This is a genomic window from Kutzneria viridogrisea DSM 43870 (assembly GCF_000525635.1).
Taxonomy (GTDB): Bacteria; Actinomycetota; Actinomycetes; order Mycobacteriales; family Pseudonocardiaceae; genus Kutzneria; species Kutzneria viridogrisea.
On sequence record NZ_CP007155.1, the window covers coordinates 9547228 to 9573409 of the forward strand.

Annotated in this window: 22 protein-coding genes; 6 read left to right on the forward strand and 16 right to left on the reverse strand. The window is 70.8% G+C overall.

Annotation, left to right across the window (positions count from 1 at the left end):
- Positions 1–272: 272 nt before the first annotated feature.
- Genes iolD through KALB_RS41995 form a run of 9 tightly spaced genes read right to left on the reverse strand, consistent with a single transcriptional unit; the run spans position 273 to position 9595 of the window.
- Complete coding sequence (gene iolD / locus KALB_RS41955) at positions 273–2135, reverse strand: 3D-(3,5/4)-trihydroxycyclohexane-1,2-dione acylhydrolase (decyclizing) (RefSeq protein ID WP_025361672.1); 1863 nt, start codon at positions 2133–2135, stop codon at positions 273–275.
- Complete coding sequence (gene iolB / locus KALB_RS41960; RefSeq protein WP_025361673.1) at positions 2132–3022, reverse strand: 5-deoxy-glucuronate isomerase; 891 nt, start codon at positions 3020–3022, stop codon at positions 2132–2134. The genes iolD and iolB overlap by 4 nt, the downstream gene beginning before the upstream one ends.
- Positions 3019–3909, reverse strand: a complete 891-nt coding sequence (locus tag KALB_RS41965; protein ID WP_025361674.1) for a Cgl0159 family (beta/alpha)8-fold protein — start codon at positions 3907–3909, stop codon at positions 3019–3021. The genes iolB and KALB_RS41965 overlap by 4 nt, the downstream gene beginning before the upstream one ends.
- Positions 3896–4843 (reverse strand): 5-dehydro-2-deoxygluconokinase, encoded by a 948-nt coding sequence (gene iolC / locus KALB_RS41970; protein ID WP_025361675.1) that lies wholly within the window; start codon positions 4841–4843, stop codon positions 3896–3898. The genes KALB_RS41965 and iolC overlap by 14 nt, the downstream gene beginning before the upstream one ends.
- Positions 4840–5622, reverse strand: coding sequence for an ATP-binding cassette domain-containing protein (locus KALB_RS41975; protein WP_025361676.1), 783 nt, complete (start codon positions 5620–5622; stop codon positions 4840–4842). The genes iolC and KALB_RS41975 overlap by 4 nt, the downstream gene beginning before the upstream one ends.
- On the reverse strand, positions 5619–6662 hold the full coding sequence (locus tag KALB_RS41980) for an ABC transporter permease (protein ID WP_025361677.1): 1044 nt from the start codon (positions 6660–6662) through the stop codon (positions 5619–5621). Before KALB_RS41980 ends, KALB_RS41975 begins: the two co-directional genes overlap by 4 nt.
- Positions 6659–7660 carry a sugar ABC transporter substrate-binding protein gene (locus KALB_RS41985; RefSeq protein ID WP_025361678.1) on the reverse strand — a complete coding sequence of 334 codons (1002 nt, stop codon included), beginning with the start codon at positions 7658–7660 and terminating at the stop codon, positions 6659–6661. The genes KALB_RS41980 and KALB_RS41985 overlap by 4 nt, the downstream gene beginning before the upstream one ends.
- A gap of 46 nt (positions 7661–7706) precedes the next feature.
- Entirely contained in the window at positions 7707–8591 is an 885-nt protein-coding gene (locus tag KALB_RS41990) for a TIM barrel protein (protein ID WP_025361679.1), read from the reverse strand.
- Positions 8588–9595, reverse strand: a complete 1008-nt coding sequence (locus KALB_RS41995) for a Gfo/Idh/MocA family protein (protein ID WP_025361680.1) — start codon at positions 9593–9595, stop codon at positions 8588–8590. Before KALB_RS41995 ends, KALB_RS41990 begins: the two co-directional genes overlap by 4 nt.
- A gap of 146 nt (positions 9596–9741) precedes the next feature.
- On the opposite strand from KALB_RS41995, the gene KALB_RS42000 reads away from it, so the two are divergent.
- Both KALB_RS42000 and KALB_RS42005 read left to right on the forward strand, forming a co-directional pair.
- Positions 9742–10740, forward strand: a complete 999-nt coding sequence (locus KALB_RS42000) for a LacI family DNA-binding transcriptional regulator (protein WP_025361681.1) — start codon at positions 9742–9744, stop codon at positions 10738–10740.
- A 10-nt stretch (positions 10741–10750) separates the two neighbouring features.
- On the forward strand, positions 10751–12244 hold the full coding sequence (locus tag KALB_RS42005; protein WP_025361682.1) for a CoA-acylating methylmalonate-semialdehyde dehydrogenase: 1494 nt from the start codon (positions 10751–10753) through the stop codon (positions 12242–12244).
- A gap of 52 nt (positions 12245–12296) precedes the next feature.
- On the opposite strand, the gene KALB_RS42010 is transcribed toward KALB_RS42005, so the two are convergent.
- From KALB_RS42010 to KALB_RS42035, 6 genes are all read right to left on the reverse strand, one after another.
- Positions 12297–12692, reverse strand: coding sequence for an SH3 domain-containing protein (locus KALB_RS42010; RefSeq protein ID WP_025361683.1), 396 nt, complete (start codon positions 12690–12692; stop codon positions 12297–12299).
- A gap of 224 nt (positions 12693–12916) precedes the next feature.
- Entirely contained in the window at positions 12917–13345 is a 429-nt protein-coding gene (gene arfB / locus KALB_RS42015; protein WP_025361684.1) for an alternative ribosome rescue aminoacyl-tRNA hydrolase ArfB, read from the reverse strand.
- A complete protein-coding gene (purM, locus tag KALB_RS42020; protein WP_030109380.1) occupies positions 13345–14424 on the reverse strand; it encodes a phosphoribosylformylglycinamidine cyclo-ligase in 1080 nt (359 codons plus the stop codon). The genes arfB and purM overlap by 1 nt, the downstream gene beginning before the upstream one ends.
- A gap of 41 nt (positions 14425–14465) precedes the next feature.
- Complete coding sequence (gene purF, locus KALB_RS42025; protein WP_025361685.1) at positions 14466–16001, reverse strand: amidophosphoribosyltransferase; 1536 nt, start codon at positions 15999–16001, stop codon at positions 14466–14468.
- 137 nt (positions 16002–16138) lie between these two features.
- Positions 16139–16534 (reverse strand): hypothetical protein, encoded by a 396-nt coding sequence (locus KALB_RS42030; protein ID WP_025361686.1) that lies wholly within the window; start codon positions 16532–16534, stop codon positions 16139–16141.
- 126 nt (positions 16535–16660) lie between these two features.
- Positions 16661–17041: a sterol carrier family protein gene (locus tag KALB_RS42035; RefSeq protein ID WP_025361687.1), complete on the reverse strand. Its 381-nt coding sequence runs from the start codon at positions 17039–17041 to the stop codon at positions 16661–16663.
- Positions 17042–17163: 122 nt separating this feature from the next.
- Between KALB_RS42035 and KALB_RS42040 the strand changes: the two genes are divergently transcribed.
- From KALB_RS42040 to KALB_RS42055, 4 genes are all read left to right on the forward strand, one after another.
- Positions 17164–19824 (forward strand): glycoside hydrolase family 2 protein, encoded by a 2661-nt coding sequence (locus KALB_RS42040; RefSeq protein ID WP_042221400.1) that lies wholly within the window; start codon positions 17164–17166, stop codon positions 19822–19824.
- A 218-nt stretch (positions 19825–20042) separates the two neighbouring features.
- A complete protein-coding gene (locus KALB_RS42045) occupies positions 20043–20621 on the forward strand; it encodes a type VII secretion system-associated protein (protein WP_025361689.1) in 579 nt (192 codons plus the stop codon).
- A 177-nt stretch (positions 20622–20798) separates the two neighbouring features.
- Complete coding sequence (locus tag KALB_RS42050) at positions 20799–22661, forward strand: glycoside hydrolase family 15 protein (protein ID WP_025361690.1); 1863 nt, start codon at positions 20799–20801, stop codon at positions 22659–22661.
- Positions 22658–23701 carry a glucose 1-dehydrogenase gene (locus KALB_RS42055; RefSeq protein ID WP_025361691.1) on the forward strand — a complete coding sequence of 348 codons (1044 nt, stop codon included), beginning with the start codon at positions 22658–22660 and terminating at the stop codon, positions 23699–23701. Before KALB_RS42050 ends, KALB_RS42055 begins: the two co-directional genes overlap by 4 nt.
- A gap of 341 nt (positions 23702–24042) precedes the next feature.
- Here the strand turns inward: KALB_RS42055 and KALB_RS42060 are convergent, their stop codons facing one another.
- Positions 24043–26166: a putative bifunctional diguanylate cyclase/phosphodiesterase gene (locus KALB_RS42060; RefSeq protein ID WP_236650132.1), complete on the reverse strand. Its 2124-nt coding sequence runs from the start codon at positions 26164–26166 to the stop codon at positions 24043–24045.
- Positions 26167–26182: the final 16 nt, after the last annotated feature.

Here is a 26182-nt window from a genome sequence, read left to right on the forward strand (position 1 = left end):
GCCCGGACTCACGTTGTTCCCAGCGTTGCCGATGGTGAAACTGTGAACGGGCCGCTGGGCTCACCAGCCGAATCCTTGATTACCACGTGAATCGCAGCCTCGACGTGCCGGATTGCCGAGATTACATTCCCAAGTCCAAAACGCACTCGACCTGCGGAAAACGCCGACGCATCGAAAACCTGCCACCGTCATGAACACGTCCCGACGCCGTGAAGGTGGCTTTCGCTGCGTTGAACGCAGTGAAAGCCACCTTCACGGCACAACGGCCTGGGTCACCGGCCTGTGTACCGGACCTGTCCTGCTTTGCCCTCCAGCAGCGCGGAACGGGCCGCGGTGACCTCAGCGCGGTGTGCGGTCTCGGGGACGCCGACCTCCCACCAGGCACCGGCCTCGGTCCAGGAGGAGGGGTGGGTGGAGATGGTGACGACGGCGGGGCGGCCGGTGGCGGCGGCCTGCCGGGCGAGGGCGTACTGCTCGGTGAAGGAGTCGAGCCCGTCGGCGCGGAACACGAGGCAGCCGAGTGAGGCGGCGTGAGCCGCGAAGTCCACGCGGGGCGGGACGGCGTGCGAGGTGCGGCAGTCGGCGTACATGTTGTTGTACCCGGCGCCGCCCTGGTTGCGCTGCAAGCGGTGGATCACGGCGTACCCGTCGTTGTCGCACACGACGGCGACGAACCCGTGGCCCGCGAAGGCGGCGGAGAATAGCTCGGAGTTGAGCATCAGGTACGAGCCGTCGCCGAGCAGGGTGGTGACCACGCCACGCGGGCGGGCCATGGCGGCACCCCAGGCACCGGCGATCTCGTAGCCCATGCAGGAGAACCCGTACTCGACGTCCATTGTGGACGGACTGGTGGCCCGCCAACCGCCGATGAGTTCGCCGGGCAGCCCACCGGAGGCGGTGAGCACGTAGTCCTCGGGGCCGGACTGCTCGTTGACGGCACCGACGACCTGCGCGTAGGTGGGCAACCCGGCAGTGGGTTGCCGGAGCTTGTCGATGTGCGCGTCCCAGGTGTGCCGGGCGGCCTCGGCACGGGCGGTCCACGCGGGGTCGGCGGCCCAGTCCGCCAGCAAATGCCCCAGTTCGCGCACGCCTTCGAGCGCGTCGGCGACAACGGCGTGGGCGCCGTGCTTGACGGCGTCGAACCGGGCGGCGTTGACGGTGATCAGCCGTACCTCGGGGGAGAACACGGTCCACGAGCCGGTGGTGAAGTCCTGTAGGCGCGTGCCCACGGCGAGCACGACATCGGCCTCGGCGGCCAGCTCGTTGCCGGAGGCGGAGCCGGTGATGCCCAGCGGACCGGCATGCAGCCGGTGCTCGTGGTGCACGAGCGTGCGCCCGGCGGTGGTCTCGGTGATCGGGATGCCGTGCCGCTCAGCGAACGCGATCACGTCCTGTCCGGCTCCGGAATAGCGCACGCCCCCGCCGAGCACGAGCAGCGGGCGCCGCGCGGACCGGAGCAGGTCCACGGCCTCGGCGACCGCGCGCCGGTCCGGGCGCGGGCGCTGCACGCGGTGCAGGACCGGCTCGAACAGGGCGGTGGGGAAGTCGAACGCCTGCGCCTGCACGTCCTGGGGCAGGGCGATCGTGACGGGCCCGCAGTCGGCCGGGTCGGTGAGCACGCGGGCCACCTGGGGCAGCGTGGCGAGCAGCTGCTCGGGGGCGGTGATCCGGTCGAAGTAGCGGCTGACCGCGCGGAACGCGTCGTTGACGGTCGCGGTGGCGTCACCGAAGTGCTCGACCTGTTGCAGCACCGGGTCGGGCGCCCGGCTGGCGAAGGTGTCCCCGGGCAACAGCAGCAGCGGCAACCGGTTCGCGTGCGCCACACCGGCCGCGGTGACCAGGTTGAGCGCACCGGGGCCGATCGAGGTGGTCGCCACGCCGACCTGCCTGCGGTGGGTGGCCTTGGCGAAACCGACCGCGGCCAGGGCCATGCCCTGCTCGTTGTGCCCGCGCCACACCGGGATCTGCTCGCGGTGCTCCTCCAGCGCGGTGCCGATGCCGAGCACGTTGCCGTGGCCGAAGATCGCGAACACCCCGGGGAACAACGGGGCCTCGGAGCCGTCGAGCAGCTCGGTGCGCTGGGCGATCATCCAGCGGACGAGCGCCTGCGCAGTGGTCAACCGGACCGTTTTCATCGCACTCGCCCTTCGGAACTGGTGACCGGGCAACGGGAATCGGTGGGCTGTCCCGCCCAGGTGCCGCGTACCCAGCTGTGCACGGGGTCGTCACAGAACGCCATGGAGCGCTCCTCGGCGGGACCGGCGAGCACGTTGAGGTAGTACATGGGGTAGCCGGGTGCGGCAACGCAGGGACCGTGGTAGCCGCGCGGGATCAGGAACACGTCCCCGTCCCGGACTGCCACGTCCTCGTCCAGCTCGCCGTCGGCGGTGTACGTGCGGTGCAGGCCGAAACCGTTCTGCGACGGGGTGATCCCGTCCCGGCCCGCGATCCGGAAGTAGTAGATCTCCTCGTTGACGACCTCGCACTCGCTCGCCTCGTCGTGCTTGTGCGGCGGGTAGGAGGACCAGTTGCCGTCCGGGGTGATCAGCTCGCAGGCGTTGAGCTTGTCGGCGTGCTCCCAGACCCCGGGCACGCCGAAGTTGGTGACCTGCCTGGTGGCGTTGCCGCCGCCGCGCACCTCGACCGGCACCTCCTCGGCCGGGCCGTAGCGCGGTTCCAGCCTCCTGGTGCAGCGGGCCATCGGCAGCGCGAGCTCGACACCGTCCTTTGTCGACAAAGTGACTTGGGCGTCCCTTGGCACGTAGGCGAAGTCGGTGACGCGGGTGAACACGGAGTCGCGGCCGGTCAGCGAGAAGCGCTGGCCGTCGACCTCCACGGTGCAGCCGCCGGACAGTGGCAGCACGAACGCCTCGAACTCACCGGTCTCGACCACCCGTGAGGTTCCCGGGTGCAGCAGGAGGACGCGCAGGCCCGTATAGGTCCACCCGGCTCCCTCCGGGGTCAGCAGGACCGGGTCCTCACCGTCAGCGAGCGTCCCGAGTGGACGGTGGAGAGAACTCACGACCCTACCTCCAGTACCTTCGCTGCCGCATCGACCGCACCGGCCACGTCACCGTGCGGCGGGTAGAGCAGGGCACGTCCCACGACCAGTCCGCGCACCGCCGCGTGGCCGAGCGCCTTGCCCCACGCGGCGAGGTCCTCGTCCGGGTTGCCGGAGGGCACACCACCCAGCACGACCACGGGCAAGGTGGTGGCGTCCAGCACCTTCAGGTCGGCGGGCGCGGGCAGCTTGAGCCAGGTGTGCGAGCTGGTGACGCCCAGCGCCGAGGCCACGGTGATCGCCCGCGCCAGTGCCGCCGTGTCCCGTTCGAGCACGAGCCGACCGGAGTTGTCCCGGTGGTACGGCAGCGGCTCGACCATCGCCATCAGCCCGTGACCAGCCAGCTCGGACACCGCATCGGCACAGCCCTGCAAGGTGGGAATGGTCCCGGCGTCGGCGTTGACGATGCGCAGCAGCATCTTGCCGCCGTCCAGGCCACTGTCCACGATGGACTGTGCGGTGTACCCGGTGAACCGGTCGTCGATCTCCCAGTCGGCACCGGCCAGGCCGCCGCGGTTCATCGAGCCGATGACCACCTTGTCGTCCAGTGCCCCCAGCAGCAGCAGTTCCTCGACGATGTCCGGGGTGCCGAGCAGGCCGTCCACGGCCGGGTTGGCCAGTGCGATCAACAGGCGGTCCAGCAGGTCGCGGCGGTCCACCATGGCCAGCGGATCGGAGCCGACCGCCAGCGCGCCGCGAGCCGGGTGGTCGGCGGCGACGAGGAAGAGCGTTCCCTTGTCGGACAACAGCTTTGCGCGGCGCTTGCGGGCGGCGTAGGCACGGGCCACAGCACCGGGATCGGTGGCTCTGGTGTGCAGCAGCCCGCTCCACTGGTCATCGGTCAGCAAGGTCCAGCAACTCCTCGATCTCGCTCTGCTCGGGCATCGCGTCCGCGCAGGCCAGCCTGGACGCCACGATCGCGCCCGCCGCGTTGGCCCGCCGCGCGATGCGCACGGGGTCCCAGCCGGACAGCAGGCCGTGCACCACCGAACCACCGAAGGCGTCACCTGCCCCGAGCCCGCACACGACCTCAACGCGTTGCGGAGTCACGGTTTCCCGTCCTTCGGGCGTGGCGACAAGCACGCCGTCGGCGCCCATCTTCACCATCGCCAGCCGCACACCGCGTGCCAGCAGCCGGTCGGCGGCCTCGTTCGGGTCCGAACTGCCCACGGCCACCTCGGCCTCGGCACGGTTGCCCACGGCCACCGTGACGTGGTCGAGCATCCAGCCGATCTCCGCGCGGGCCGTCTCGACGTCCGGCCAGAACATCGGCCGGTAGTCCAGGTCCAGCACGGTGTGCCCGCTCTTCGCCCGGTGCTCCAGGATCCTGCGCTGCGTGGCACGTGCGGGCTCCACGCACACCCCGGTGCCGGTCACCCACAGCAGCGGCACGTCCCGGACCACCTGCCAGGGCACGTCATCCTCGGTGAGCGTCAGGTCCGGCGCGGTGGGCAGCCGGTAGAACAGCAGCGGCGGATCAGCGGGCGGGTTCAGCTCGCAGAACACCACCGGGGTGAGCAGGTCCTCAGCAGTGCCAACGTGATCCGGGGACACGCCGAATCCGGCCAGCGCCTGTCGCACGTAGTCGCCGAACCCATCCGGGCCGACCTTGGTCAGCACGCCGGTGCGGCGGCCAAGCCGGGCAGCGGCCACCGCGACGTTGGTCGCGGTGCCGCCCAGCGACTTGGCGAAGGTCCGCACCTCGGCCAGCGGCACGCCGCTCTGCTCCGGGTACAGGTCCACCCCGACGCGGCCGATCGTGAGCGCTTCCAGAATGGTCACGACACGGCACCGCGCAGTTCGTGCTCCAGGGCTTCCAGTTCGGCCCCACCGGCCATCTGGCGGGTCAGCTCCGCCAGCGAGATGTCGGCCTTCTCGAAGCAGCCCAGGCTGCGCCCCCGCTTGAGCAACAGGAACCGGTTGCCCACCGGGTAGGCGTGGTGCGGGTTGTGCGTGATCAGCACGACGCCGAGCCCGCGATCCCTTGCCTGAGCGACGTACTTGAGCACGACCCCGGCCTGCTTCACGCCCAGTGCGGCGGTCGGCTCGTCCAGGATCAGCACCTTGGCGCCGAAGTGCACCGCGCGCGCGATGGCCACGCACTGCCGCTCGCCGCCGGACAGGGTGCCCACGGGCTGCTCCACGTCGCGCAGGTCGATGCCCATCTCGGCCAGGGCCTTGCGGGTGACCTCCCTGCCCTGCTTGCGGTCCAGCATGCGCAGCGGGCCGAACCCCTTGGTGGGCTCGGACCCCAGGAAGAAGTTGCGCCACACGCTCATCAGCGGCACCACGGCCAGGTCCTGGTACACCGTGGCGATGCCGCGGTCCAGGGCCTCGCGGGGTGAGCCCAGGCGCACCGGCTCGCCCTCGATGCGGAACTCGCCCTCGTCGTGCTGGTGCAGCCCGGCCAGGATCTTGATCAGCGTGGACTTGCCCGCGCCGTTGTCCCCGAGCACGCAGGTGACCTCACCCGCGTTGACCACAGTGGACACTTCGCGCAGCGCGATCACGCTGCCGTAGGTCTTGCCGACCTCGGTGACCTCGAGCAGTGGCGTTGTCATCGCCGTACCCTTTCCGCGCGGCGCCGGAAGCTGTTGTTCACCAGCACCGCCGCCAGCAGCATGATGCCGAGGAAGAGCTGGAACCAGTCGCTGTTCCAGTTCGCGTAGACGATGCCCTGCCTGGCCATGCCGAAGATCAGCGCACCGATCGCGGCGCCCACGGCCGAACCGAAGCCGCCGGTGAGCAGGCAACCGCCGATGACCGCGGCGATGATGTACTGGAACTCCAGGCCGATGCCCTGGTTGGCCTGCACCGTGGTGAAGCGCAGGATGTTGATCGTACCGACCAGCCAGGCCGCGCCCGCGGTCGTCATGAACAGCGCGATCTTGGTGCGCACCACCGGCACGCCCACCGCGAGCGAGCTGGGGGCGGACCCGCCCACGGCGAAGATCCAGTTGCCGAACCGGGTGCGCACCAGCAGCCAGGAGGCCACCGCGGCGACCCCGATCCACCACAGCACGGAGACCTGGAAGGTGGTGCCGCCCAGCGAGAAGGTGGAGGCGAAGAAGTAGCCCACCTCGGCGTAGCCGGGCACCGAGCGGATGCCGGAGACCTGCACGGTCCCGGTGACCAGCCGGGTGATGCCCAGGTTCAGGCCCTGCAACGCGAAGAACGTGCCCAGGGTGACGATGAAGCTGGGCAGCCTGGTGCGCATGACCAGCCAGCCGTTGAAGGCGCCGACGGCCAGGGCGAACACCAGCGAGCACAGCACGGCCAGCCACACGTTGAGCCCGAGCTGGGTGGCCAGGATCGCGGTGACCAGCGAGCTGGAGGCCGTCATGACACCGGCCGACAGGTCGAACTCGCCGCCGATCATCAGCAGGGCCACCGCCACCGCGACGATGCCCAGCGTGGCGGCGTCGTCCAGCCAGGTGGCGATGCCCGCCGGGCTGACGAACTGCCGCGCTACCAGTGAGAAGAAGACGAAGACCGCGACCGCGCCGAGCAGCGCGCCGATCTCCGGGCGGACCGCCAGCCTGCCGAACAGGCCCGGTCTCGCGATCCGTTCGTCCACGGACACGGTGGCCACCTCACTCATCGGGTACCTCGGGACGCGTACTGCGCGACCTTGTCCACATTGGACTTGTCGACGAAGCCGGGGCCGGTCAGCACGGGCTGGCCGCCGCCGACGGTGTTGGCGTTGTCGTGGTACAGCTTGAGCATCACGATCGGCAGGTAGCCCTGCTCGTACTGCTGCTGGTCGACGGCGAAGTCGACCTGACCGGCCTTGATCGCGTTGACCACGTCGGCGTTGAGGTCGAAGGTGCTGACCACCGCCTTGGCGTTGCTGTCGCGCACCGCGTTCGCCGCGCTCAGCGCCACCTGCGGGTTGAGCGTGAGCACGGCGTCGATGGAGCTGTCGGTCTGCAGCGCGCCCTTGATCCGCGCCTCCACGTCGGTCGGGTTGCTGATGTCCACCTGCAGGGTGCTCGCCTGGCCGCCGAAACCCTGCTTGGCCCCGTCGCAGCGTTGGTTGAGTCCGACGTTGCCCGCCTCGTGGATCACGCAGAGCAGCTTGGTCCGGCCCTCCGACCTGAGCCGCGCACCCGCCTGGCGGCCCGCGATCGCCTCGTCCTGGCCCACGTGCGCGATCGCGCCGTACGAGGCGCTCTGCGCCTGACCGGAGTTGATCGTCACGACCGGAATGCCCGCCTTGACCGCCCGCTGCACGGAACTCTTCAGCGCGTCGGGGTTGGCCATGGACACGACCAGCCCGTCCACCTTCTGCGCCACCGCGTTGTCGATCAGCTTCGACTGCGCCCCAGGATCGCCGTCGGAGTTGTAGTCGACGTTCACGGCGAGTTGCTTGCCCGCGTCCGTGGCGCCGTTCTTCACCACGTTCCAGAACGCGTCGCCCGCGGTGCCGTGCGTGACCACCGCGATGTGCATCGGCCCGCCGGCGGTGGCCGAGCCGGTGGCGTTCGCCGTGCCACCGGCGGGGTCCGCGGCGGTCGGGCCCGTGCACGCGGCAAGCACCAGGACTCCGGCCGCGGCGCTCAGGCCGCGCAGGACTCTCTTGGCTTTCCTAGACAACATTGTCTCTCCTGGGTTGACGCTCCTGGCCTGGAGTGTGGTCGCCGGGTCACAGGGTCCCGACGACCGATTCGAGATACTCGATGCTGCGAGCTGAGTCCCGGCGGGGTTGTCCGTCCCCGTCGGTGCTGTCCTCGGCCAGTGCGGCGTCCTGCTCCAGGACGTACCACCCCTGGTAGCCCGCCTCGTGCAGGAACCGGACGATGGCGCCGATCTCCACGTCCCCGTCGCCCAGGGGTACGTACATGCCCTGGGCCACGGCGTTCGCGTAGCCGAGCTGCCCCGCACGGACCTGGTCGGCCAGGTCGGCGCGGACATCCTTGAGGTGCACGTGGCTGATCCGTGCGGCGTGCCGCTTGGCCAGCTCCACCGGGTCGGTGCCGCCGATGAGCAGGTGCCCGGTGTCCAGGCACAGCGGCAGGTCCGAGTCGGCGAGGAAGCGCTCGACCTCGGCGCCCTGCTCCACGTGCGTGCCCACGTGCGGGTGCAGCACAGTGTCCAGCCCGTGCCGCGCCGCGATCTCGCGGATCGCCGCGCAGTTGCTGATCAGCGTCTGCCACTGCTCCTCGGTGAGGGCGGGCCGCTCGTCGTAGCCCGCCAACCCGGTGGCAGCGGCCAGCACCAGCACCTCGGCCCCGCCCGCCGCCAGCACCCGCGCCGAGTGCTCCGCCTCGGACAGCGTCTGCTCCGTGCGTGCGGAGTCGTGCAGCACCACGGCGAGGAAGCCGCCCACGAGCGTGAGCCCCTTGCGCCCCAGGGTTTCCTTCAGCACCTCGGGCTGCTCGGGCAGGTAGCCGGGCGGGCCCAGCTCCGTTGCGCGCAGGCCCAGTTCGGCCATCTGGCCCAGCACGGTGTCCGGGTCAAGCACCCGCCCCCAGCCGGGAACCTCGCAGACGCCCCACGAGATCGGTGCTCCGGCGATCTTCACGGTCATGCCGACACCTCCTGCGCCAGCCGGACCGGGTTGCCGGAGCGGCGCGAGGACTCGCAGGCCTCGGCCAGCCGCAGGCTCACCAGGCTGTCGCGCACCGGCGAGGGGTTGGCCGCGCGGCCCGCGACCACGTCCACGAACACGGCCATCTCGTTGAGGTAGGCCTTGTGGAACCGCTCCGGGAACCCGGGGTAGGCGTCGGCGGCGACCTTCGGGCCGTCGGCCTCCAGCGAGGTCAGCGGGGTGCGCGGGTCGAGGCCGACGGTCAGCGAGTCCTTGCTGCCCAACACCTCGATGCGGTGGTCATAGCCGAGCGGGTCGTGCCGTCCACCGGCGATCAGCGCGTGCGAGCCGCCGGCGAAGCGCAAAGTGATCACCGCGTTGTCCACGTCGTCAGCCGCCGCGAAGGCCTCGTGCACCAGCACGGAGCCCGAGGCGTACACCTCTACCACCGGTTCGCCGACCAGCCAGGGAACGGCGTCCAGGTCATGCACGAACAGGTCGCGGAAGATGCCCCCGGACGCTGGCAGGTAGCCGAAGTCCGGCGGCTGGGCGTCGTTGCCCAGGGCCCGCACCAGGTACACGGTTCCGACCTCACCAGCACGGATGCGCCGGTGCAACTCGACCACGGCCGGGTCGAAGCGGCGCTGGAAGCCCACCAGCACCTCCACCCCGGACGCCTCCACCTCGCTGACCAGCGCGGTCATCGTCTCCAGGTCGCCCGCGATGGGCTTCTCGCACAGCACCGGGACCTTCGCCGACAGGCTGCGCCGCAGCATCGCCGGGTGCGTGTCGGTCGGGGTCGCGATCAGCACGCCCTCGCTGGCGGCCAGCAGCGCGTCCAGGTCGTCAACGGCCCTGGTGCCCGCGCCGATGCCCGCGGCGGCCTCGGCGGCGCGGCCCGGCACCGGGTCGAAGAGCACGACCTCGTCCACCTGCGGCAGCGAGGCGAGGTTCGTCGCGTGCATGGTGCCGATCCGTCCGACACCGGCAACTCCGATGCGCATGGGCACGGGTCTCCGTCCTGGTTGAGACTGTCCTGCGTTAGAGCGCTCTATTGGTTGGAGCGCTCTAACCCTGTATGGTGCGTCACACGGATGTCAAGACCGGATGTCCGCCAGGTTTCCCCCGGACCGATCCAGTAGGAGGCTCCATGGGCCGCCCGACCATGGAGGACGTGGCCGCACGCGCCGGCGTCTCCCGCGCACTGGTCTCACTGGTGATGCGCGGTTCACCCAAGGTCAGCGAGCAGCGCCGGCAGGCCGTGCTGCTCGCCGCCGAGGAACTGGGCTACTCCCCGCACGCGATGGCGAGGTCACTGGCCAGCGCCACGTCCACGGTGCTCGGCGCGATGGTCTCCGACCTGCACAACGCCTTCTTCGCGGAGGTCGTGGAGGGGCTGGAGGCAGCCGCCAGCGCCGAGGGCTTCGACCTGATCCTCAACACCGGCGGGCGCAGCCCCAGCCGCGAGCGCAGGGCCGTGGACAGCCTGCTCTCCTTCCGCCCTGCGGGCATCGCGCTGCTCGGACCCGTCGTGCCCGCCTCGACCATCGCCAGCGCGGCCGCCCAGGCGCCCACCGTGCTGGTGTCCCGCGCCTCACGCTTGTCCACTGTGGACACGGTGAACGACGACGGCGAGGCGGGTTCGGGCCTGGCGGTGGACCACCTGGTGCAGCTGGGCCACCGCGCCATCGCACACCTGGACGGCGGTAACGGCTCGCAGTCCTCCTTGCGGCGCAAGGGATATGTGGCGGCGATGCAGCGCAACGGCCTGCAACCCCTTGTCATCGCGAGCGAGTACACCGATACTGCTGGCGCCAAGGCGATTCGCGCCCTGCTGGAGCGGGGCGAGCCGTTGCCGACGGCGATCGTCGCCGCCAACGACTTCAACGCGGTGGGCGCGATCTCCGCACTGGAGGACGCGGGGCTGCGCGTGCCCGATGACGTGTCCGTCGTGGGCTACGACAACACCTCGCTGGCCGCACTGCGACACGTCTCACTGACCACTGTGGACCAACCGCGCAACGAGATGGGCAGGCTGGCCGCCGAGGCGCTGCTGGAGCGGGTGCGCGGCCAGCGCTCGGAGGCGATGCACCGCTGGCTGCACCCCTCGCTGGTGGTCCGCGCGACCACATCACCGCCAAGTCGTTAGGAGTACCAACGTGAGTTCTGCCCCTGTAGCGCACTGGATCGACGGGGCGCGCACCACCGGCTCGTCGACCAGGACCGCACCGGTCTTCCAGCCGGCCACCGGCGAGGTGGCCCGGGAGGTGCTGCTGGCCGAACAGTCCGATGTGGACTTGGCCGTCGGCTCGGCGGCCAAGGCGGCTGTGGCCTGGGCCGACTCCTCGCTGTCGACCCGCAGCCGGATCCTGTTCGCCTACCGGCAACTGCTCGACCAGCACCGGGACGAGCTGGCCGCGATCATCAGCGCGGAGCACGGCAAGGTGCTCTCCGACGCGGCGGGCGAGGTGCAGCGCGGGCTGGAGGTCGTGGAGTTCGCCTGCGGCATCCCGCACCTGCTCAAGGGCGAGCACTCCGAGCAGGTCTCCCGCGGGGTGGACGCCTACTCGGTGCGCGAGCCGCTGGGTGTGGTCGCGGGCATCACCCCGTTCAACTTCCCCGTGATGGTGCCGATGTGGATGTTCCCGGTGGCCATCGCCTGCGGCAACGCCTTCGTGCTCAAGCCCTCCGAGCGCGACCCCTCCGCCTCGGTCCGCCTGGCCGAGCTGTTCAGCGAGGCCGGTCTGCCCGACGGGGTGCTCAACGTGGTGCAGGGCGACGCGTTCGCGGTCAACGCGTTGCTGGACCACCCCGAGGTGTCCGGCGTGTCCTTCGTGGGCTCCACACCGATCGCCAGGCACGTGTACGCGCGCGGCACGGCCAACGGCAAGCGGGTGCAGGCCCTGGGCGGGGCGAAGAACCACATGGTGGTGCTGCCCGACGCCGACCTGGACGTGGCGGCGGACGCGGCGGTGTCGGCGGGCTACGGCAGCGCGGGTGAGCGCTGCATGGCGATCTCCGTGGTGGTGGCGGTGGGCGACATCGCCGACGAGCTGGTGGCGAAGATCGCCGAGCGGACCAGGGAGCTGAGGACCGGGCCCGGGGACCAGCCGGGCTCGCAGATGGGTCCGCTGGTGACCGGCGCGCACCGCGACCGCGTGCGGTCCTATGTGGACGCCGGGGTGGCCCAGGGTGCCACGCTGGTGGTGGACGGGCGCGGGCACGCCCCCGCGGGCAACGAGAACGGGTTCTGGGTGGCACCGACCCTGTTCGACCACGTGGGCACCGAGATGTCGATCTACACCGAGGAGATCTTCGGCCCGGTGCTGTCGGTGGTGCGGGTGGCCACCTTCGAGGACGCCGTGCGCCTGGTCAACGCCAACCCGTACGGCAACGGCACCGCCGTCTACACCGGTGACGGTCTGGCCGCGCGCGAGTACCAGCGCCGGGTCACCGTGGGAATGGTCGGCATCAACGTGCCCATCCCGGTGCCGATGGCCTATTACTCGTTCGGCGGTTGGAAGGATTCCCTGTTCGGCGACACGCACGTGCACGGCGCCGATGGTGTGCGTTTCTACACGCGCGCAAAGGCAGTCACCGCGCGGTGGCCGCGCCAATCCGGAATTGACCTGGGATTCCCGACGCACGGTTGAGCAACAGCGGCTTTGCGGGCGAGGCGGCCTCGCCCGCAAAGCCGCCCTTTGCTCAACAGCGCTTGTTCGCCCCGCCGCCGACGAGCAGACTGTTCTTGACCCAGCCCCGCACGCCGGTGGTGAGGTCCTGCACGTGCGACCAGGTTCCGCCCACACCGTGCTTCCAGCAGTTCAGCCGCACCCTGTGCGACTTCTGCCCGTGCCCCAGCGAGGTGCACCCGGTCGACGGGCCGGTGCGGATGTTGACGGAGTTGCTCTTGAAGAACCTGCCGGTCCGGCCGTCATGGTTGCTCCACCTGTGGTCCGGACAGGCCAGCGAGGTCCCAGCCTCCGGTGAGGCTCCAGTCCCGGGTTCCTGCGCCGACGCGGTCGCCGACCCGGCGACCAGCGCACCTGCCGAGAGGAGCACGGCGAACCCCGCCGTGACAGCCCTGTACGAGAATTTCATCGCTATCTCCAATTTCCCCATCATCACAGTGAATCGGTACACGAGGCATCAAAAATGCACACGACAGCCGAGTGTGCCCAGCTGGATTCGACAGGGAAGGATACGGCTTCGCCGCATCACGAAATCACGCAGCACCTCGAAAGGTAGCAGGCCACAAAAAGGTCGTCAACAAGAAAAGCGATACGGGACCGTTTGGCGTAATGTCGACCGAATTGCGGACCCGCCTAGTCGTCGTAACCGCCGCGACGGCCGCGCTTGGTGTCCGAGCGCCTGCGCTTCTCGGCGAGCCTGCGCTCCTTGGCGCCACGGCTGGGCTTGGTGGCCCGGCGCGCCGCGGGCGGCGGCGCGGCGGCCGCGCGCAGCAGGGCCACCAGCCGCTCGCGCGCGGCCTGCCGGTTGGCCAGTTGTGAGCGGTACTCGCTCGCGGCGATGGTGAGCACGCCCGCGGTGAGCCGGTTGGCCAGCCGGGCGAGCATCCTCGGCCGCAGGTGTTCCGGCACGGACACCGACCTGGCCACGTCGAAGCTGAGCTCCACCCGGCTGTCCGCGGTGTTGACGCCCTGGCCGCCCGGACCCGAGCTGCGCGAGAACCGCTCGTGCAACTCGGCTCCGGCGATCACCAGCGAGGGCGTCACCCGCAACTCCTCGGGCATCAGAACCTGGGGTGTTCCCCGCGCAGCACCACGCGGGCCGCGTCCTCGGACTCCGACTCGGAGACCTCACCGAGCACCCAGGCGGGCACGTGCCGCGCGGTGAGCACGGCCAGCGCGCGGTCCGCGTCCTCGGCGGAGACCACGGCGACCATGCCGACGCCCATGTTGAAGGTCTTCTCCATCTCCTCGCGCTCCACCCGGCCGCGCTGGGCGATCAGGGCGAACACGGGGGCGGGGGTCCAGGTGCCGCGGTCCAGGGTGGCGGTCAGGCCCTCTGGGATGACCCGGGCGAGGTTGGCGACCAGGCCGCCGCCGGTGATGTGCGCGAAGGTGCGCGCGTCGGCCTCGGCGGCCAGCGCGAGGCAGTCCTTGGCGTAGATCTTGGTCGGCTCCAGCAGCTCCTCGCCCAGGGTGCGGCCGAACTCCTCGACGTGGCCCTCGAGCGGCATCCTGGCGATCTCCAGCAGCACGTGCCTGGCCAGCGAGTAGCCGTTGGAGTGCAGGCCGGTGGAGCCCATGCCGATCACCACGTCCCCGCCCTGCACCCGGTCCGGGCCCAGCAGCTTGGACGCCTCGACCACGCCGACCCCGGTGGCCGACACGTCGTAGACCCCGTCGGCCATCAGGCCGGGGTGCTCGGCGGTCTCCCCGCCCAGCAGCGCGCAACCCGCCTGCACGCAGCCCTCGGCGATGCCCTTGACCACGGCGGCGATCCGGTCCGGCACGACCTTGCCCACCGCGATGTAGTCCTGCAACAGCAGCGGCTCGGCCCCGCACACCACCAGGTCGTCGACCACCATGGCGACCAGGTCCACGCCGATGGTGTCGTGCACGTCCATCGCCTGCGCCACGGCGATCTTGGTGCCGACCCCGTCGGTGGACGCGGCGAGCACCGGGTCCTTCCAGCGGTCCAGCTTGAGCTTGAACAGCCCGGCGAAGCCGCCGATGCCGCCGAGCACCTCGGGGCGGTTCGCCTTCTGCGCCCACGGCTTGAGCTTCTCGACCGCCTCGTCACCTGCGGCGATGCTGACGCCTGCCGCGGCGTAGGTGGCCTTCGGGCTGTTGGTATCCGTGGTCACTTCTCAAAGCTCCATCATCAGGTGATCGGGGGCGGCCCAGATCAGGGGCGGCGCAGGGCGTCCTCGGCACCGTACCCGTTGGTGAGCACCGGGGCGGCGGAGCCCGCCACGCCCTTCTCGATGTCCTCCAGCAGGTGCTTGCCGATCATCGCGTCCTCCGGCAGCGGGATCGGGTAGTCCCCGTCGAAGCAGGCGGCGCACAGCCGGGAGCGGGGCTGCTCGCTCGCGGCGACCAGCGCCTCCAGCGACACGTAGCCCAGGGAGTCGGCGCCGATCGAGCGGCGGATGCCGTCGAAGTCCAGCCCGTTGGCCACCAGCTCGGCCCGCGAGGCGAAGTCGATGCCGTAGAAGCAGGGCCAGCGCACGGGCGGGGAGGCGATGCGGACGTGCACCTCGAGCGCGCCGGACTCGCGCAGCATGCGGACCAGCGCGCGCTGGGTGTTGCCGCGCACGATGGAGTCGTCCACCACGACCAGTCGCTTGCCCCGGATCACGTCGCGCAGCGGGTTGAGCTTGAGCCGGATGCCCAGCTGGCGGATCGTCTGCGAGGGCTGGATGAAGGTGCGGCCCACGTAGGCGTTCTTCACCAGGCCGGAGCCGTAGGGGATGCCGGAGGCCTGGGCGTAGCCGATGGCGGCCGGGGTGCCGGACTCGGGCACCGGGATGACCAGGTCGGCCTGCACCGGGTGCTCGGCGGCCAGCCTGCGGCCGATCTCCACGCGGGTGGCGTGCACCGAGCGGCCCGCGATCGTGGTGTCCGGCCGGGCCAGGTACACGTACTCGAACACGCAGCCCTTGGGCTCGGGCGTGGCGAACCGGGAGGAGCGCAGCCCCTCGGCGTCGATGGCCAGCAGCTCACCGGGCTCGACCTCGCGCACGAAGGAGGCGCCGACGATGTCCAGTGCGGCCGTCTCGCTGGCGACCACCCAGCCGCGCTCCAGCCTGCCAAGCACCAGCGGGCGCACGCCCTGCGGGTCGCGGGCGGCGTAGAGCGTGGACTCGTCGGAGAACACCAGGCAGAACGCGCCGCGCAGGGTGGGCAGCAGCTCCATCGCGGCCTGCTCCAGGCCCTTGTCCGCGGCGGCCGCCGCGAGCAGGCCCGACATCAGGTCGGAGTCGGTGGTGGCGCCGTTGCGCATGTCCAGCCCCGCCTCGCGGGAGCGGGCCAGCAGCTCGGCGGTGTTCACCAGGTTGCCGTTGTGGCCCAGGGCCAGGCCGCTGCCGGTGGCCGTGGTGCGGAACACCGGCTGGGCGTTCTCCCAGGTGGTGGAGCCGGTCGTGGAGTAGCGGCAGTGCCCGACGGCGATGTGCCCGTGCAGCGAGGACAGCACCTGCTCGTCGAACACCTGGCTGACCAGGCCCAGGTCCTTGAAGACGACGATCTGCCTGCCGTCGGAGACCGAGATGCCCGCGGCCTCCTGGCCCCGGTGCTGCAACGCGTACAGGCCGTAGTAGCTGAGCTTGGCCACGTCCTCACCCGGCGCCCAGACGCCGAAGACGCCGCACTCCTCGCGCGGCTCGCGCTCGGGTTCGTCGGAACTGTTGGACGGACAAGCGGCTGACCGGTCGGTGACCACCGGGAACTCCCTCGCGACGTCAGTCGGACCGGACACCAGTGTAGGTGGAAAACCTGCTCAGCAACGGTGTCCGTGACCGGCGCGAGTGGTGCAGCCCACAGCGGGCACACGCAGAGTGGGTGTGCCGCTACCCGATCTCAGGACTTGGGCGCGATCGCGCTGGCCGTGGCGGACATCGGGCGGCACTGGTCCACCTTGGTCAGCCCGCCCGCGGAGTCGATGGCCACGTCCCGCTGGTGCACGTGGCAGACCACCGCGTCGCCGACCTTGGTGTGCGCCGGCAGGTTCCAGGACTCGGTGCTGACGTTGCGCACGTCCACGATCGGGCTGGCGCTGCCGCGCTGGTCCTGGTCGGGTTCGAGCACGGCGCAGGAGGGCGGGGCGTCACCGGTGGTGTGGCAGAACTGGGTCACCGTGAAGTCGAGGTCGCCGTCCCACTCATGGGGTGTGATGCCCCACACGAAGGTGGCAACCCCGAGCACCAGCGCCACGCACGAGATCGCGCCGCAGGCGAGCAGGAGCACCTTGCGCATGGTGATCAGCCACCACCACTCGACGTCTCGACCTGGACAAACAGCCCGAGATCGTTCGTACGTGCGAAAACGGACACACGTGAATGTTACTTCTCGTCAAGGGGATGGTAAAGGACTGGGGTCAGATCACGGCGTGACCCGTAGCAGCGGCAACCAACCGCTGAGGTCGGCTCGGCTGCCCGAGGCGCTGATCCGGCCGTCCTCGACCGCCGCGGACCAGTCTTCCAGCCCGACCGCGAGCCGCAGCCAGGTCAGCGCGTCGGTCTCCACCACGTTGGGCGGGGTGCCACGGGTGTGCCGCACGCCCTCGACGCACTGCACGGCCGCGAACGGGGGCACCCGCACCTCCACGCTGCGCCCCGGCGCCACCTGGGCCAGGGTGCGCAGGCTGAGCCGGACCGCGGCGGCCAGCACCGGGCGCTCGGGCTTCTCGGCGGCGCCGGTCAGCCAGTCCGCGACGGCCAGCACGGCGGCGCGGGTCTCGTGGGGATCGACGGTGGACGGCACCTGTCCACGGTATCCCCCGGCGCATTGCACCGTTCGGCCCATTGTCGGCGGCCACACAATAAGGAAAGGTTCTTTACTATTCCTCGCCGCCACTGGGAGCCCCCGACTTGGAGGAGGCGGTCATGCCCCGAAGTTCCCCCACCCACCGCAGGGCGCCATGGCTGGTCGCGGCACTGGGCCTGTCACTGGTCGTGCCCGCGGGCGTGTCCAGCGCGGCGCCCGCGTACCGGGACGTCACCGGCCCCTCCGCGCCCGGCCAGGTGGTGACCGTGCCCGGCTGGCGGCTCCAGTCCAGCGCCAAGGCGGGTCAGGGCGGGGCCGCGCTGTCCACCCCCGGCTACGACGACGGCTCGTGGACCGCGGTGCCCGCGCGCTCGACCGTGCTCGGTGGGCTGGTCAGCGCGGGCAAGTACCCGGACCTGGACTACTCCACGAACCTCAGGGACAAGGTCGACAAGGCCGACTTCACCGTGCCGTGGTGGTACCGGCAGACCTTCACCGCCAACCCCGCCGACGGGGCGCACACCTTCCTGCGGCTGACCAACGGCATCATCGGCGGCAGCGAGATCTGGCTCAACGGCAGCAAGGTCGGCACCACCGACAACGGGGCGTACCCGGCGCACGAGTTCGACGTGACCGGCCTGCTGCGCAAGGGCGGCAACGCGCTGGCGATCAAGGCCTCGCCCGCCGACCCGAAGAAGCAGCTGTCGATCTCCTGGGTGGACTGGTCGCCCGCGGCCCCGGACAACAACATGGGCATCTGGCGGGACGTGCAGCTGACCGAGTCCGGTGCGGTGTCGGTGCGCAACACGCGGGTGGTCACCTCGCTGGCGGTGCCCTCGCTGAGCAGCGCCGACCTGACGATCAAGGCCGAGGTCACCAACAACTCCGCGAGCGCCGTGACCACGACGGTCGCGGGCACCGTGGAGTCCACCCCGTTCAGCCAGCAGGTGAGCCTGAAGGCCGGTGAGACCAAGACCGTCAGCATCGGCCAGCACGTGGACAACCCGCGCGTGTGGTGGCCCTACGAGATGGGCGGCCAGCCGCTGTACCACCTGGCGCTGACCGCCTCGGTGAACGGCCAGGTCTCCGACCGGGCCAGCACGGACTTCGGCATCCGCGACGTGCGCTCGGCGCTGAACTCCAGCGGTGCCATGCAGTTCACGGTCAACGGCAAGCCCTTCCTGGTGCGCGGCGGCGGCTGGTCCTCGGACCTGTTGCTGCGCTACGACGCGCAGAAGCTGGCCGACCAGTTCGGCTACGTGCGCGACCTCGGGCTGAACACGGTTCGCCTGGAGGGCAAGGAGGAGAACGACGAGCTGTACCAGCTCGCCGACAAGATGGGCATCATGCTGCTGCCCGGCTGGGAGTGCTGCTCCTACTGGCAGTCCCCGGACAAGTGGACCGCCGCCGACCACGCCGTGGCCAAGGCCTCCGCGACCACCGAGGGCCTGCGGCTGCGCAACCACCCGAGCATCCTGGGCTTCTACATCGGCAGTGACGAGGCGCCGACGGCCACCACGGAGAAGGAGTTCCTGGACGGGCTGAAGGTCTCCGACTGGCAGGCACCGGTGATCAACGCCGCGGCCGACCGGAGCAGCCCGCAGCTGGGCAGGTCCGGCAACAAGATGGACGGCCCGTACTGGTGGGTGCCGCCGAACTACTGGTACGGCGACAAGAAGGGCGGCGCGTTCGGCTTCGCCTCCGAGGTGGGCCCCGGGCCGACCATCCCGGACAGCGACGCGCTGCGGAAGTACCTGTCCCCCACCGAGTTGACCGACCTGTGGAAGAACCCGGGCAAGGCCCAGTACCACCTCTCGCCCAGCGCCGAGTTCAACAAGCTGGGGTCCTTCGCCACCGCGCTCGGCAAGCGCTACGGGGCGCCGACCAGCCTGGAGGACTTCACGCGCAAGTCGCAGCTGGCCAACTACGAGGTCAACCGCGCGCAGTTCGAGGCCTTCGGCCGCAACCAGTCCAAGGCGCACAACCCGGCGACCGGTGTCGTCTACTGGATGCTGAACAACCCGTGGCCCACGCTGTACTGGCACCTGTTCGACAACTCCATGGCGCCCTCCGGCTCGTACTTCGGCGCCAAGGCCGCGCTGCGCCCGCTGCACGTGCAGTACTCCTACGACGACCGGTCCGTGGCGCTGGTCAACACCGGGCTCGGTGAGGCGTCGAAGTTGTCCGTGCAGACCACGGTGTTCAACGCCGACGGCACGGTGAAGTCCGACAGCACGCAGAACTCGGTGACCGCCAAGGGCAACGGCTCCACCACGCTGGCCAAGGTGCCCACGCCCAGCGGGCTGTCCTCGACGTACTTCGTGCGGCTGCTGCTGCGCGACGCCAACGGCACCGTCGTGGACCGCAACGTGTACTGGCTGTCCACCAAGGCCGACGTGCTCGACTACGGCAAGTCCACCTGGTACGACACCCCGCAGACCGGCTACGCGGACCTGACCGGGTTGCAGGGGCTGGGCACCGGCAAGGTCACCGCCAAGGCGCAGAGCAGCACCAGCGGGGACCACACCAGCACCGCGCTGACGCTGACCAACTCCGGGGACAAGGTGGCGTTCTTCCTGCGTGCGACCGTGCGCAAGGGCGCGGGCGGCGCCGAGGTCACGCCAGTTACTTGGAGTGACAACTATGTGACCATCTGGCCTGGTGAGACGGTCACGCTGACCGCCGACTACCGCACCGCGGACCTCGGGGGCGCGACCCCGTCGGTGCAGGTGGCGGGCGTGAACGTGGCCGCACGATCGGTTTCCGCCGCACCGCGCTAGCACGCCGCGGTGCCCGGCAGGCGCCCCCGGTGACGAACCCCGTCACCGGGGGCGCCGCCAATTTTGACGGTCAAGACTCACCCATGTTGGTTACAAAGCGTGTTTGGTCAGACCTCACGTGTTATGAGAAGGTGAGCCCGCCCGAACGGCGCGCGATCACTCGTTCCCACCTCACCCTTGCCCTGTCGCGCCGGACGACGTAGAGGGGCGCGAAGACCTTGCAACCTGAACACACGCACCTGCTGACGATCACGCAGGAGATGCGGGACAACGCCAAGGCGAACCCGAACACCTGGCTGCACATCCTGGACCCGGCCTTCCGGCCGGGCGAGGAGGTGCCGCCGCACGGGGTGATCGGTTCGTTCCGGGTGGACGCCAACGGCGACATCGACGAGCGGTTCGAGCCCAACCCGCAGTGGCGGCCCTCCCCGAAGGCGGCGGCCATGCCGGAGCCGGAGACCGAGCTGGAGCGCATCCTGCAACGGGCCCGCACCGGCTACGAGCCGGGGGAGGCGCTGATCCGCGCGGTGCTGAACGCGACGCTGCTGGTGTACGCCAAGTCCCCGCAGGACCGCGAGCTGGCCGGTTTCCAGGACCAGGTGACCGGCCAGATCCTGGTCGCCGCCGCCAGCTCGCACCGGTACGTGCCGGAGGCCTGGCCGCACAGCAGGGCCATCGCCGGGCGGGACCTGGTGACCCAGCTCGCGGGCTGCCCGCTGCTGCTCAACCCCGGTCAGAAGCCCGGCGCGGTGATCTCCGCCGAGCACCTGGTGGAGGCCGCCAGCCTGGCCCGCTGAGGGGCGATCCCGCTCGCGGAGGGCGCTCGCCGGATCGAGCGCTCGCGCCCGCCGGGGGGACACCCCCGGACCGCCGCCCGATGGGCCGACCGCGCTCGCGGAACACGCTCGCCGGATCGGGCGCTCGTGCCCGCCGGGGGACACCCCCGGACCCCCAGTGGCGGCTAACCTCGCGGTGTGGCTGAACTCGACTCAGGTCCCGGTCGGATCGAGGACTACGCACTGCTGTCCGACCTCAGGTCGGCGGCGCTGGTCGGCACCGACGGTTCGGTGGACTGGCTCTGCCTGCCCCGGTTCGACTCGCCGTCCTGCTTCAGCAGACTGCTCGGCGACGACCAGTCCGGGCGCTGGCTGATCGCGCCGACCGGTGAGATCAGCTCGGTGCGCAGGCAGTACCGGGACACGACCCTGGTGCTGGAGACCGAGTTCCAGACCGTGGACGGCGTGGTGCGGTTGATCGACACCATGCCGCCGCACGAGCCGGACGGCACCGACGAGACGCGCCTGGTGCGGATCATCGAGGGGGTCTCCGGCGAGGTCGAGGTGCGGCTGCGCTGGGTGGTGCGCTTCGCCTACGGGGACTCGACCCCCTGGGTGCGCCGGGTCAAGCGGGACGGTGACGAGCACATCCTCGCCGTGGCCGGGCCGCACGCGGTGGTGTTGCGTGGCGACCGGCTGCCCTACCGGGTGCACCACGAGCGCGCGCACGAGGCGGTGTTCACCGTCGCGGAGGGGCAGCGGCTGTCCTGGGTCATGGAGTTCACCTCCACCCCGGACGACCCGTCCCCCGCGGTGGACCCGGAGGCGGAGGTCGCGCGCAGCGAACGCTTCTGGCGCAAGTGGTCCGGGGACATCGGCTACGAGGGCCCGCACGCCGAGCTGGTGCACCGCTCGCTGGCCACGCTCAAGGGGCTCACCTACGCGCCCACCGGCGGCATCGTCGCCGCACCGACCACCTCGCTGCCCGAGGCGCTGGGCGGCGAGCGGAACTGGGACTACCGGTACTGCTGGCTGCGTGACGCCACGCTGACCCTGCTGGCCTTCGACAACTTCGGGTGCAGCCAGGAAGCGCTGGCCTGGCGCGGCTGGCTGCTGCGCGCGGTGGCGGGCGACCCGGCGGACGTGCAGATCATGTACGCCATCGACGGGCAGCGGCACCTGCTGGAGTGGGAGGTCGACTGGCTGCCCGGCTACCAGGGCGCCAAGCCCGTGCGCGTGGGCAACGCCGCGTACCGCCAGCTGCAACTGGACGTCTACGGCGAGGTGATGGACGCGCTGCACCTGGCCCGTGAGCGCGGGGTCGCCGAGAGCGCCGAGTCCTGGGCTCTGCAACGGGGTCTGCTGCGCCACCTGGAGTCGATCTGGGCGATGCCGGACAAGGGCCTGTGGGAGGTGCGCGGACCGGACCGGTTCTTCACGCACTCCCGCGTGATGATCTGGGTGGCCTTCGACCGCGCGGTGCGCGCGGTGGAGGAGGACGGCCTGCCCGGCCCGGTGCGGCGCTGGCGCGAGCTGCGCGACGCCGTGCACGAGGAGGTGCTGGCCAAGGGCTGGAACGAGGAGGTCGGCGCCTTCACCCAGTACTACGGCGGGACCGAGCTGGACGCGGCCACCCTGCTCATTCCCGCGGTGGGCTTCCTGCCCGGCACCGACGAGCGGGTGCGCTCCACGATCAGCGCCATCGAGAAGGAGCTCAAGCACGGGGACCTCGTGGACCGGTACAGCACGGGGCGCGGCGAGTCCGAAGTGGACGGTCTGCGCGGGCATGAGGGCTCGTTCCTGGCCTGCTCGTTCTGGTTCGTGGACGCGCTCGCCCTGTCCGGCAGGCGGGAGGAGGCGGAGGCCATGTTCGAGCGGCTGCTCGGGCTGACCAACGACGTCGGCCTGCTCGCCGAGGAGTTCGACGTGGACAACCAGCGCTTCACCGGCAACTTCCCGCAGGCGTTCAGCCACCTCGCGCTGGTCAACAGCGCCGCCGTGCTCTACGGCGGGCGGCACCGCCGGCACGAGCGGGACCGCCGCAACGGGGTCGAGGCGTGAGGGCGGCGACGGTCGTCCCGGGCAGGCCGGACGACCTGCTGCTGGAGGATCTGCCGGATCCGTTGCCGGGCAAGGACGAACTGCTCGTCGCTGGCGTGCTCGCCGGGCTGTGCCACACCGATCTGGAGGTCATCAGCGGGCGGTTCGGCACCCTGCCGCCGGGACGTGACCGCATGGTGCTGTTCCACGAGGCGTTCGGGCGCGTGGTGTCGGCGCCCGAGGGCAGCGGGTTCGTCCCGGGCGACCACGTGGCCGGCATGGTGCGCCGCCCCGATCCCACGCCGTGCGGGCCGTGCGCCAACCACCGCTGGGACTTCTGCCTGCGCGAGGACTACACCGAGCGCGGCGTGAAGGAACTGGACGGCTACGGCTCGCAGCTGTGGACCGTCGAGCCGCGGTACGCCGTCAAGCTGGCGGCCTCCGTGGGCGAGGCGGCCGTGCTGACCGAACCGACCTCCGTGGTGGCCAAGGCCTGGGACCAGGCCGAGACCGTCGGCGGGCGGGTCTTCGCCTCGCAGCGGACCGCGCTGATCACCGGAGCGGGCCCGGTCGGGCTGCTCGCGGCGATGCTTGGTGTGCAACGGGGTCTGGACGTGCACGTGCTGGACCGGGTCACCGACGGGCGCAAGCCCGACCTGGTGCGGCAGCTCGGTGCGACCTACCACCACGACCTGGACTCGCTGCGCGTGGCGCCAGACGTGGTGATCGAGTGCACCGGCGTGGGCCCGCTGGTGTTCGAGGCCGTGCGCCGGACCGCCCGCAACGCCGTGGTCGTACTGCTCGGACTGTCCACTTCGGACGGACCTGCCCCGTTGCACACGGGCGCCTTCAACGACCAGCTGGTGTTCGGCAACACCTCGGTGGTGGGCAGCGTCAACGCGGGACCGCACCACTTCGTGCAGGCCGCCGAGGCGCTGCGCCTTGCCGACCCGCAGTGGCTCGCCCAGTTGCTGACCCGACGTGTCCCGCTGAGCCGCTGGACCGACGCGCTCACCAGGTCGGCGGACGACATCAAGGTCACGATCGACCTGCAGGCCTGAGCGAACACACCGCACGGCAACGTCCGACACGCGCTACGCGAAGCGCCGACACGCGGGGTTGGGGCACCCCAGCCCCGCGTGTCGGCGCTTCCGGTACGGCGTGTTCGCACTTCCGGTACGGCGAGTCCCGCGCCCCGGCACGCGAGTCCCGCTCTCCGGGGCGCGAGTCCCGCCCACAGGAGCACGAGTCCCGCTTACAGGCACGCGAGTCCCGCTGCCCCGCGAGGCTCGCGCGCCCGGAACGGGATTCGCGCTCCCCGGAACGGGACTCACGCGCCTCAGAGCGGGACTCGCGCCCGACTGGACGGGACTCGCGTGCACCAGAGCGGGACTCGCGGGGGTTAGGAGAAGAGCGGTTCGATGTGGTCGGGGGGCCCTGGCCGGGCGAACAGCCAGCCCTGACCCGCGTCGCAGCCGATGCGGCGCAGGCGTTCGGCCTGCGCGGGCGTCTCCACACCCTCGGCCGTCACGGTCAGCCCCAGCGCGTGCGCCAGCGACACGAGCGTGCTCACGATCTGGGCGTCCACCGGGTCGGCCCCGTCCGCGGCGCGCAGGCCCTCCATGAACGAGCCGGCGATCTTCAGCTCGTGCACGGGCAGGTGCCGCAGGTAGGCCAGGTTCGAGTAGCCGGTACCGAAGTCGTCGATGGCGATGCGCACGCCCATGTCGCTCAGCGCGCGCAACGCCTCCAGCGGCTCGTCGGCGGTACCCATGATCGCGCTCTCGGTCAGCTCAAGCTGGAGCAGGTGCGGGGGCAGCGCGGCCTCGGCCAGGATCTGGCGCACGTCGGCCACCAGCGCGGGATCCCGCGACTGCCGCACGGCCAGGTTGACGCTGACGAACGGCGTGGCGTCACCGAAGGCGTCCAGCCAGCGCCGCGCCTGCTGGCACGCCTTGCGCAGCACCCAGCGCCCCAGCGGCACGATCAGCCCGGTCTCCTCGGCCAGTTCGATGAACCGGTCCGGGGCGAGCCTGCCGAACTCCGGGTGCTGCCAGCGAACCAGTGCCTCCACACCGAGGATCTTGCTGTCCTCCAGGCGAACCAGCGGCTGGTAGTCCACGTAGAACTCGTCGCGCTCCAGCGCCGCGGGCATGGTGGCCGACAGCGTGAACCGCGCCACCTCACGGGCGTTGCGCTCCGGGTCGTACAGGGCCCAGCGGCTCTTGCCGTCGGCCTTGGCCCAGTACAGGGTGATGTCGGCGTCGCGCATGACGTCCGCGGAGGTGGTGCCCTCGATGGCCCGCTCCACGATGCCGATGCTGGCCGACACCGACAGCTCGTGCCCGTCGATGCGCACCGGTCCGGTCAGCGAGGTCAGCACCCGGTCGGCCACGTCCACGATGCTCTGCGTGCCGGTGGAGCCCTCCATGAGGATGACGAACTCGTCGCCGCCCATGCGGGCGACCAGCATGCCGTCCCCGGACACCGACTCGTCCAGCCGCCGCGCCACGGCCACCAGCAGCTGGTCGCCGATGTCGTGGCCGAGGCTGTCGTTGATGACCTTGAACCCGTCCAGGTCCAGGTAGCACAGGCCGACCCGCGCGCTGACCACGCTGGTGTCGAAGGCCTTGCCCAGCCGTTCCAGGAACAGCGCGCGGTTGGGCAGCCCGGTCAGCGGGTCGTGCAGTGCCTGGTAGCGCAACCGGTTCTGCAACAGGTGCCGGTCGGTGACGTCCTCGACCATCGCCACCTGGTACGCGGGGCGCCCGTCGTCGTCGCGCACCAGCGAGATCGTCAGGTGCGTCCACACCGACTGGTTGTCGCGCCGCTTGAACCGCTTCTCCACGCGGAAGTGGTCGCGCTCGCCGCGGACCAGTTCCTCGTAGAACTCCCACACGCTGGCCACGTCGTCCTCGTGCATGAGCGAGCGCAGGTTGCGCTGGCGCAGCTCGGAGGCCGGGTAGCCCAGCATGTCCTGGAGCGACTGGTTGACCTCCAGGACGTTGCCGTCGGTGTCGGAGATGCCCATGCCGATGGCGGCCTCCGCGAACACCGCGCGGAACCGGGCCTCGCTGGCGCGCAGCGCGGCCTCGGCGTGGTCGCGCGCGTCCAGCACCGCCTCGCGGATGGCCTCCTGCTCGTCCAGGGTCCGCTCGCGCAGGCTCTGCGCGTAGCCCGCGGCCAGCGCGCCCTGGAGCGCGGCGATCCGCGAGTACAGCACGGGGTCCCCGTCGCGGCGCAGTTCACCGAGCAGTTCGTCGCCCATCAACTGGATGGTGCGGTCCAGGGTCTCGGTGCCGGTGAAGTGCGCCTCCACCAGCCGGATGCCCACCTCGTGCGCCGCTGCCGTGCGGAACGGCTCGGTCAGCAGGGCGCCGACCAGCAGGTCGGTCAGGCCGCGCAGGTGGTCGACCACCTCGGCCTTGGTCATCGGCACGTAGCTGGTGCCGATGATCGCCGTCGCCCAGGACTCCGCGAACGCCTCGACGCCCGCCACGACCTCGTCACCCACGGCCGATCGCATCCCCGGAACGCGCTGC

Coding starts and splice junctions, on each gene's coding strand:
- KALB_RS42040 (WP_042221400.1), top strand. CDS start 17,164: ATGCCCCGAAGTTCCCCCACCCACCGCAGGGCGCCATGGCTGGTCGCG.
- iolD (WP_025361672.1), bottom strand. CDS start 2,135: ATGAAAACGGTCCGGTTGACCACTGCGCAGGCGCTCGTCCGCTGGATG.
- KALB_RS41980 (WP_025361677.1), bottom strand. CDS start 6,662: ATGAGTGAGGTGGCCACCGTGTCCGTGGACGAACGGATCGCGAGACCG.
- KALB_RS41975 (WP_025361676.1), bottom strand. CDS start 5,622: ATGACAACGCCACTGCTCGAGGTCACCGAGGTCGGCAAGACCTACGGC.
- arfB (WP_025361684.1), bottom strand. CDS start 13,345: ATGCCCGAGGAGTTGCGGGTGACGCCCTCGCTGGTGATCGCCGGAGCC.
- KALB_RS42000 (WP_025361681.1), top strand. CDS start 9,742: ATGGGCCGCCCGACCATGGAGGACGTGGCCGCACGCGCCGGCGTCTCC.
- KALB_RS41985 (WP_025361678.1), bottom strand. CDS start 7,660: ATGTTGTCTAGGAAAGCCAAGAGAGTCCTGCGCGGCCTGAGCGCCGCG.
- KALB_RS42060 (WP_236650132.1), bottom strand. CDS start 26,166: ATGCGATCGGCCGTGGGTGACGAGGTCGTGGCGGGCGTCGAGGCGTTC.
- KALB_RS42030 (WP_025361686.1), bottom strand. CDS start 16,534: ATGCGCAAGGTGCTCCTGCTCGCCTGCGGCGCGATCTCGTGCGTGGCG.
- KALB_RS41995 (WP_025361680.1), bottom strand. CDS start 9,595: ATGCGCATCGGAGTTGCCGGTGTCGGACGGATCGGCACCATGCACGCG.
- KALB_RS41990 (WP_025361679.1), bottom strand. CDS start 8,591: ATGACCGTGAAGATCGCCGGAGCACCGATCTCGTGGGGCGTCTGCGAG.
- KALB_RS42010 (WP_025361683.1), bottom strand. CDS start 12,692: ATGAAATTCTCGTACAGGGCTGTCACGGCGGGGTTCGCCGTGCTCCTC.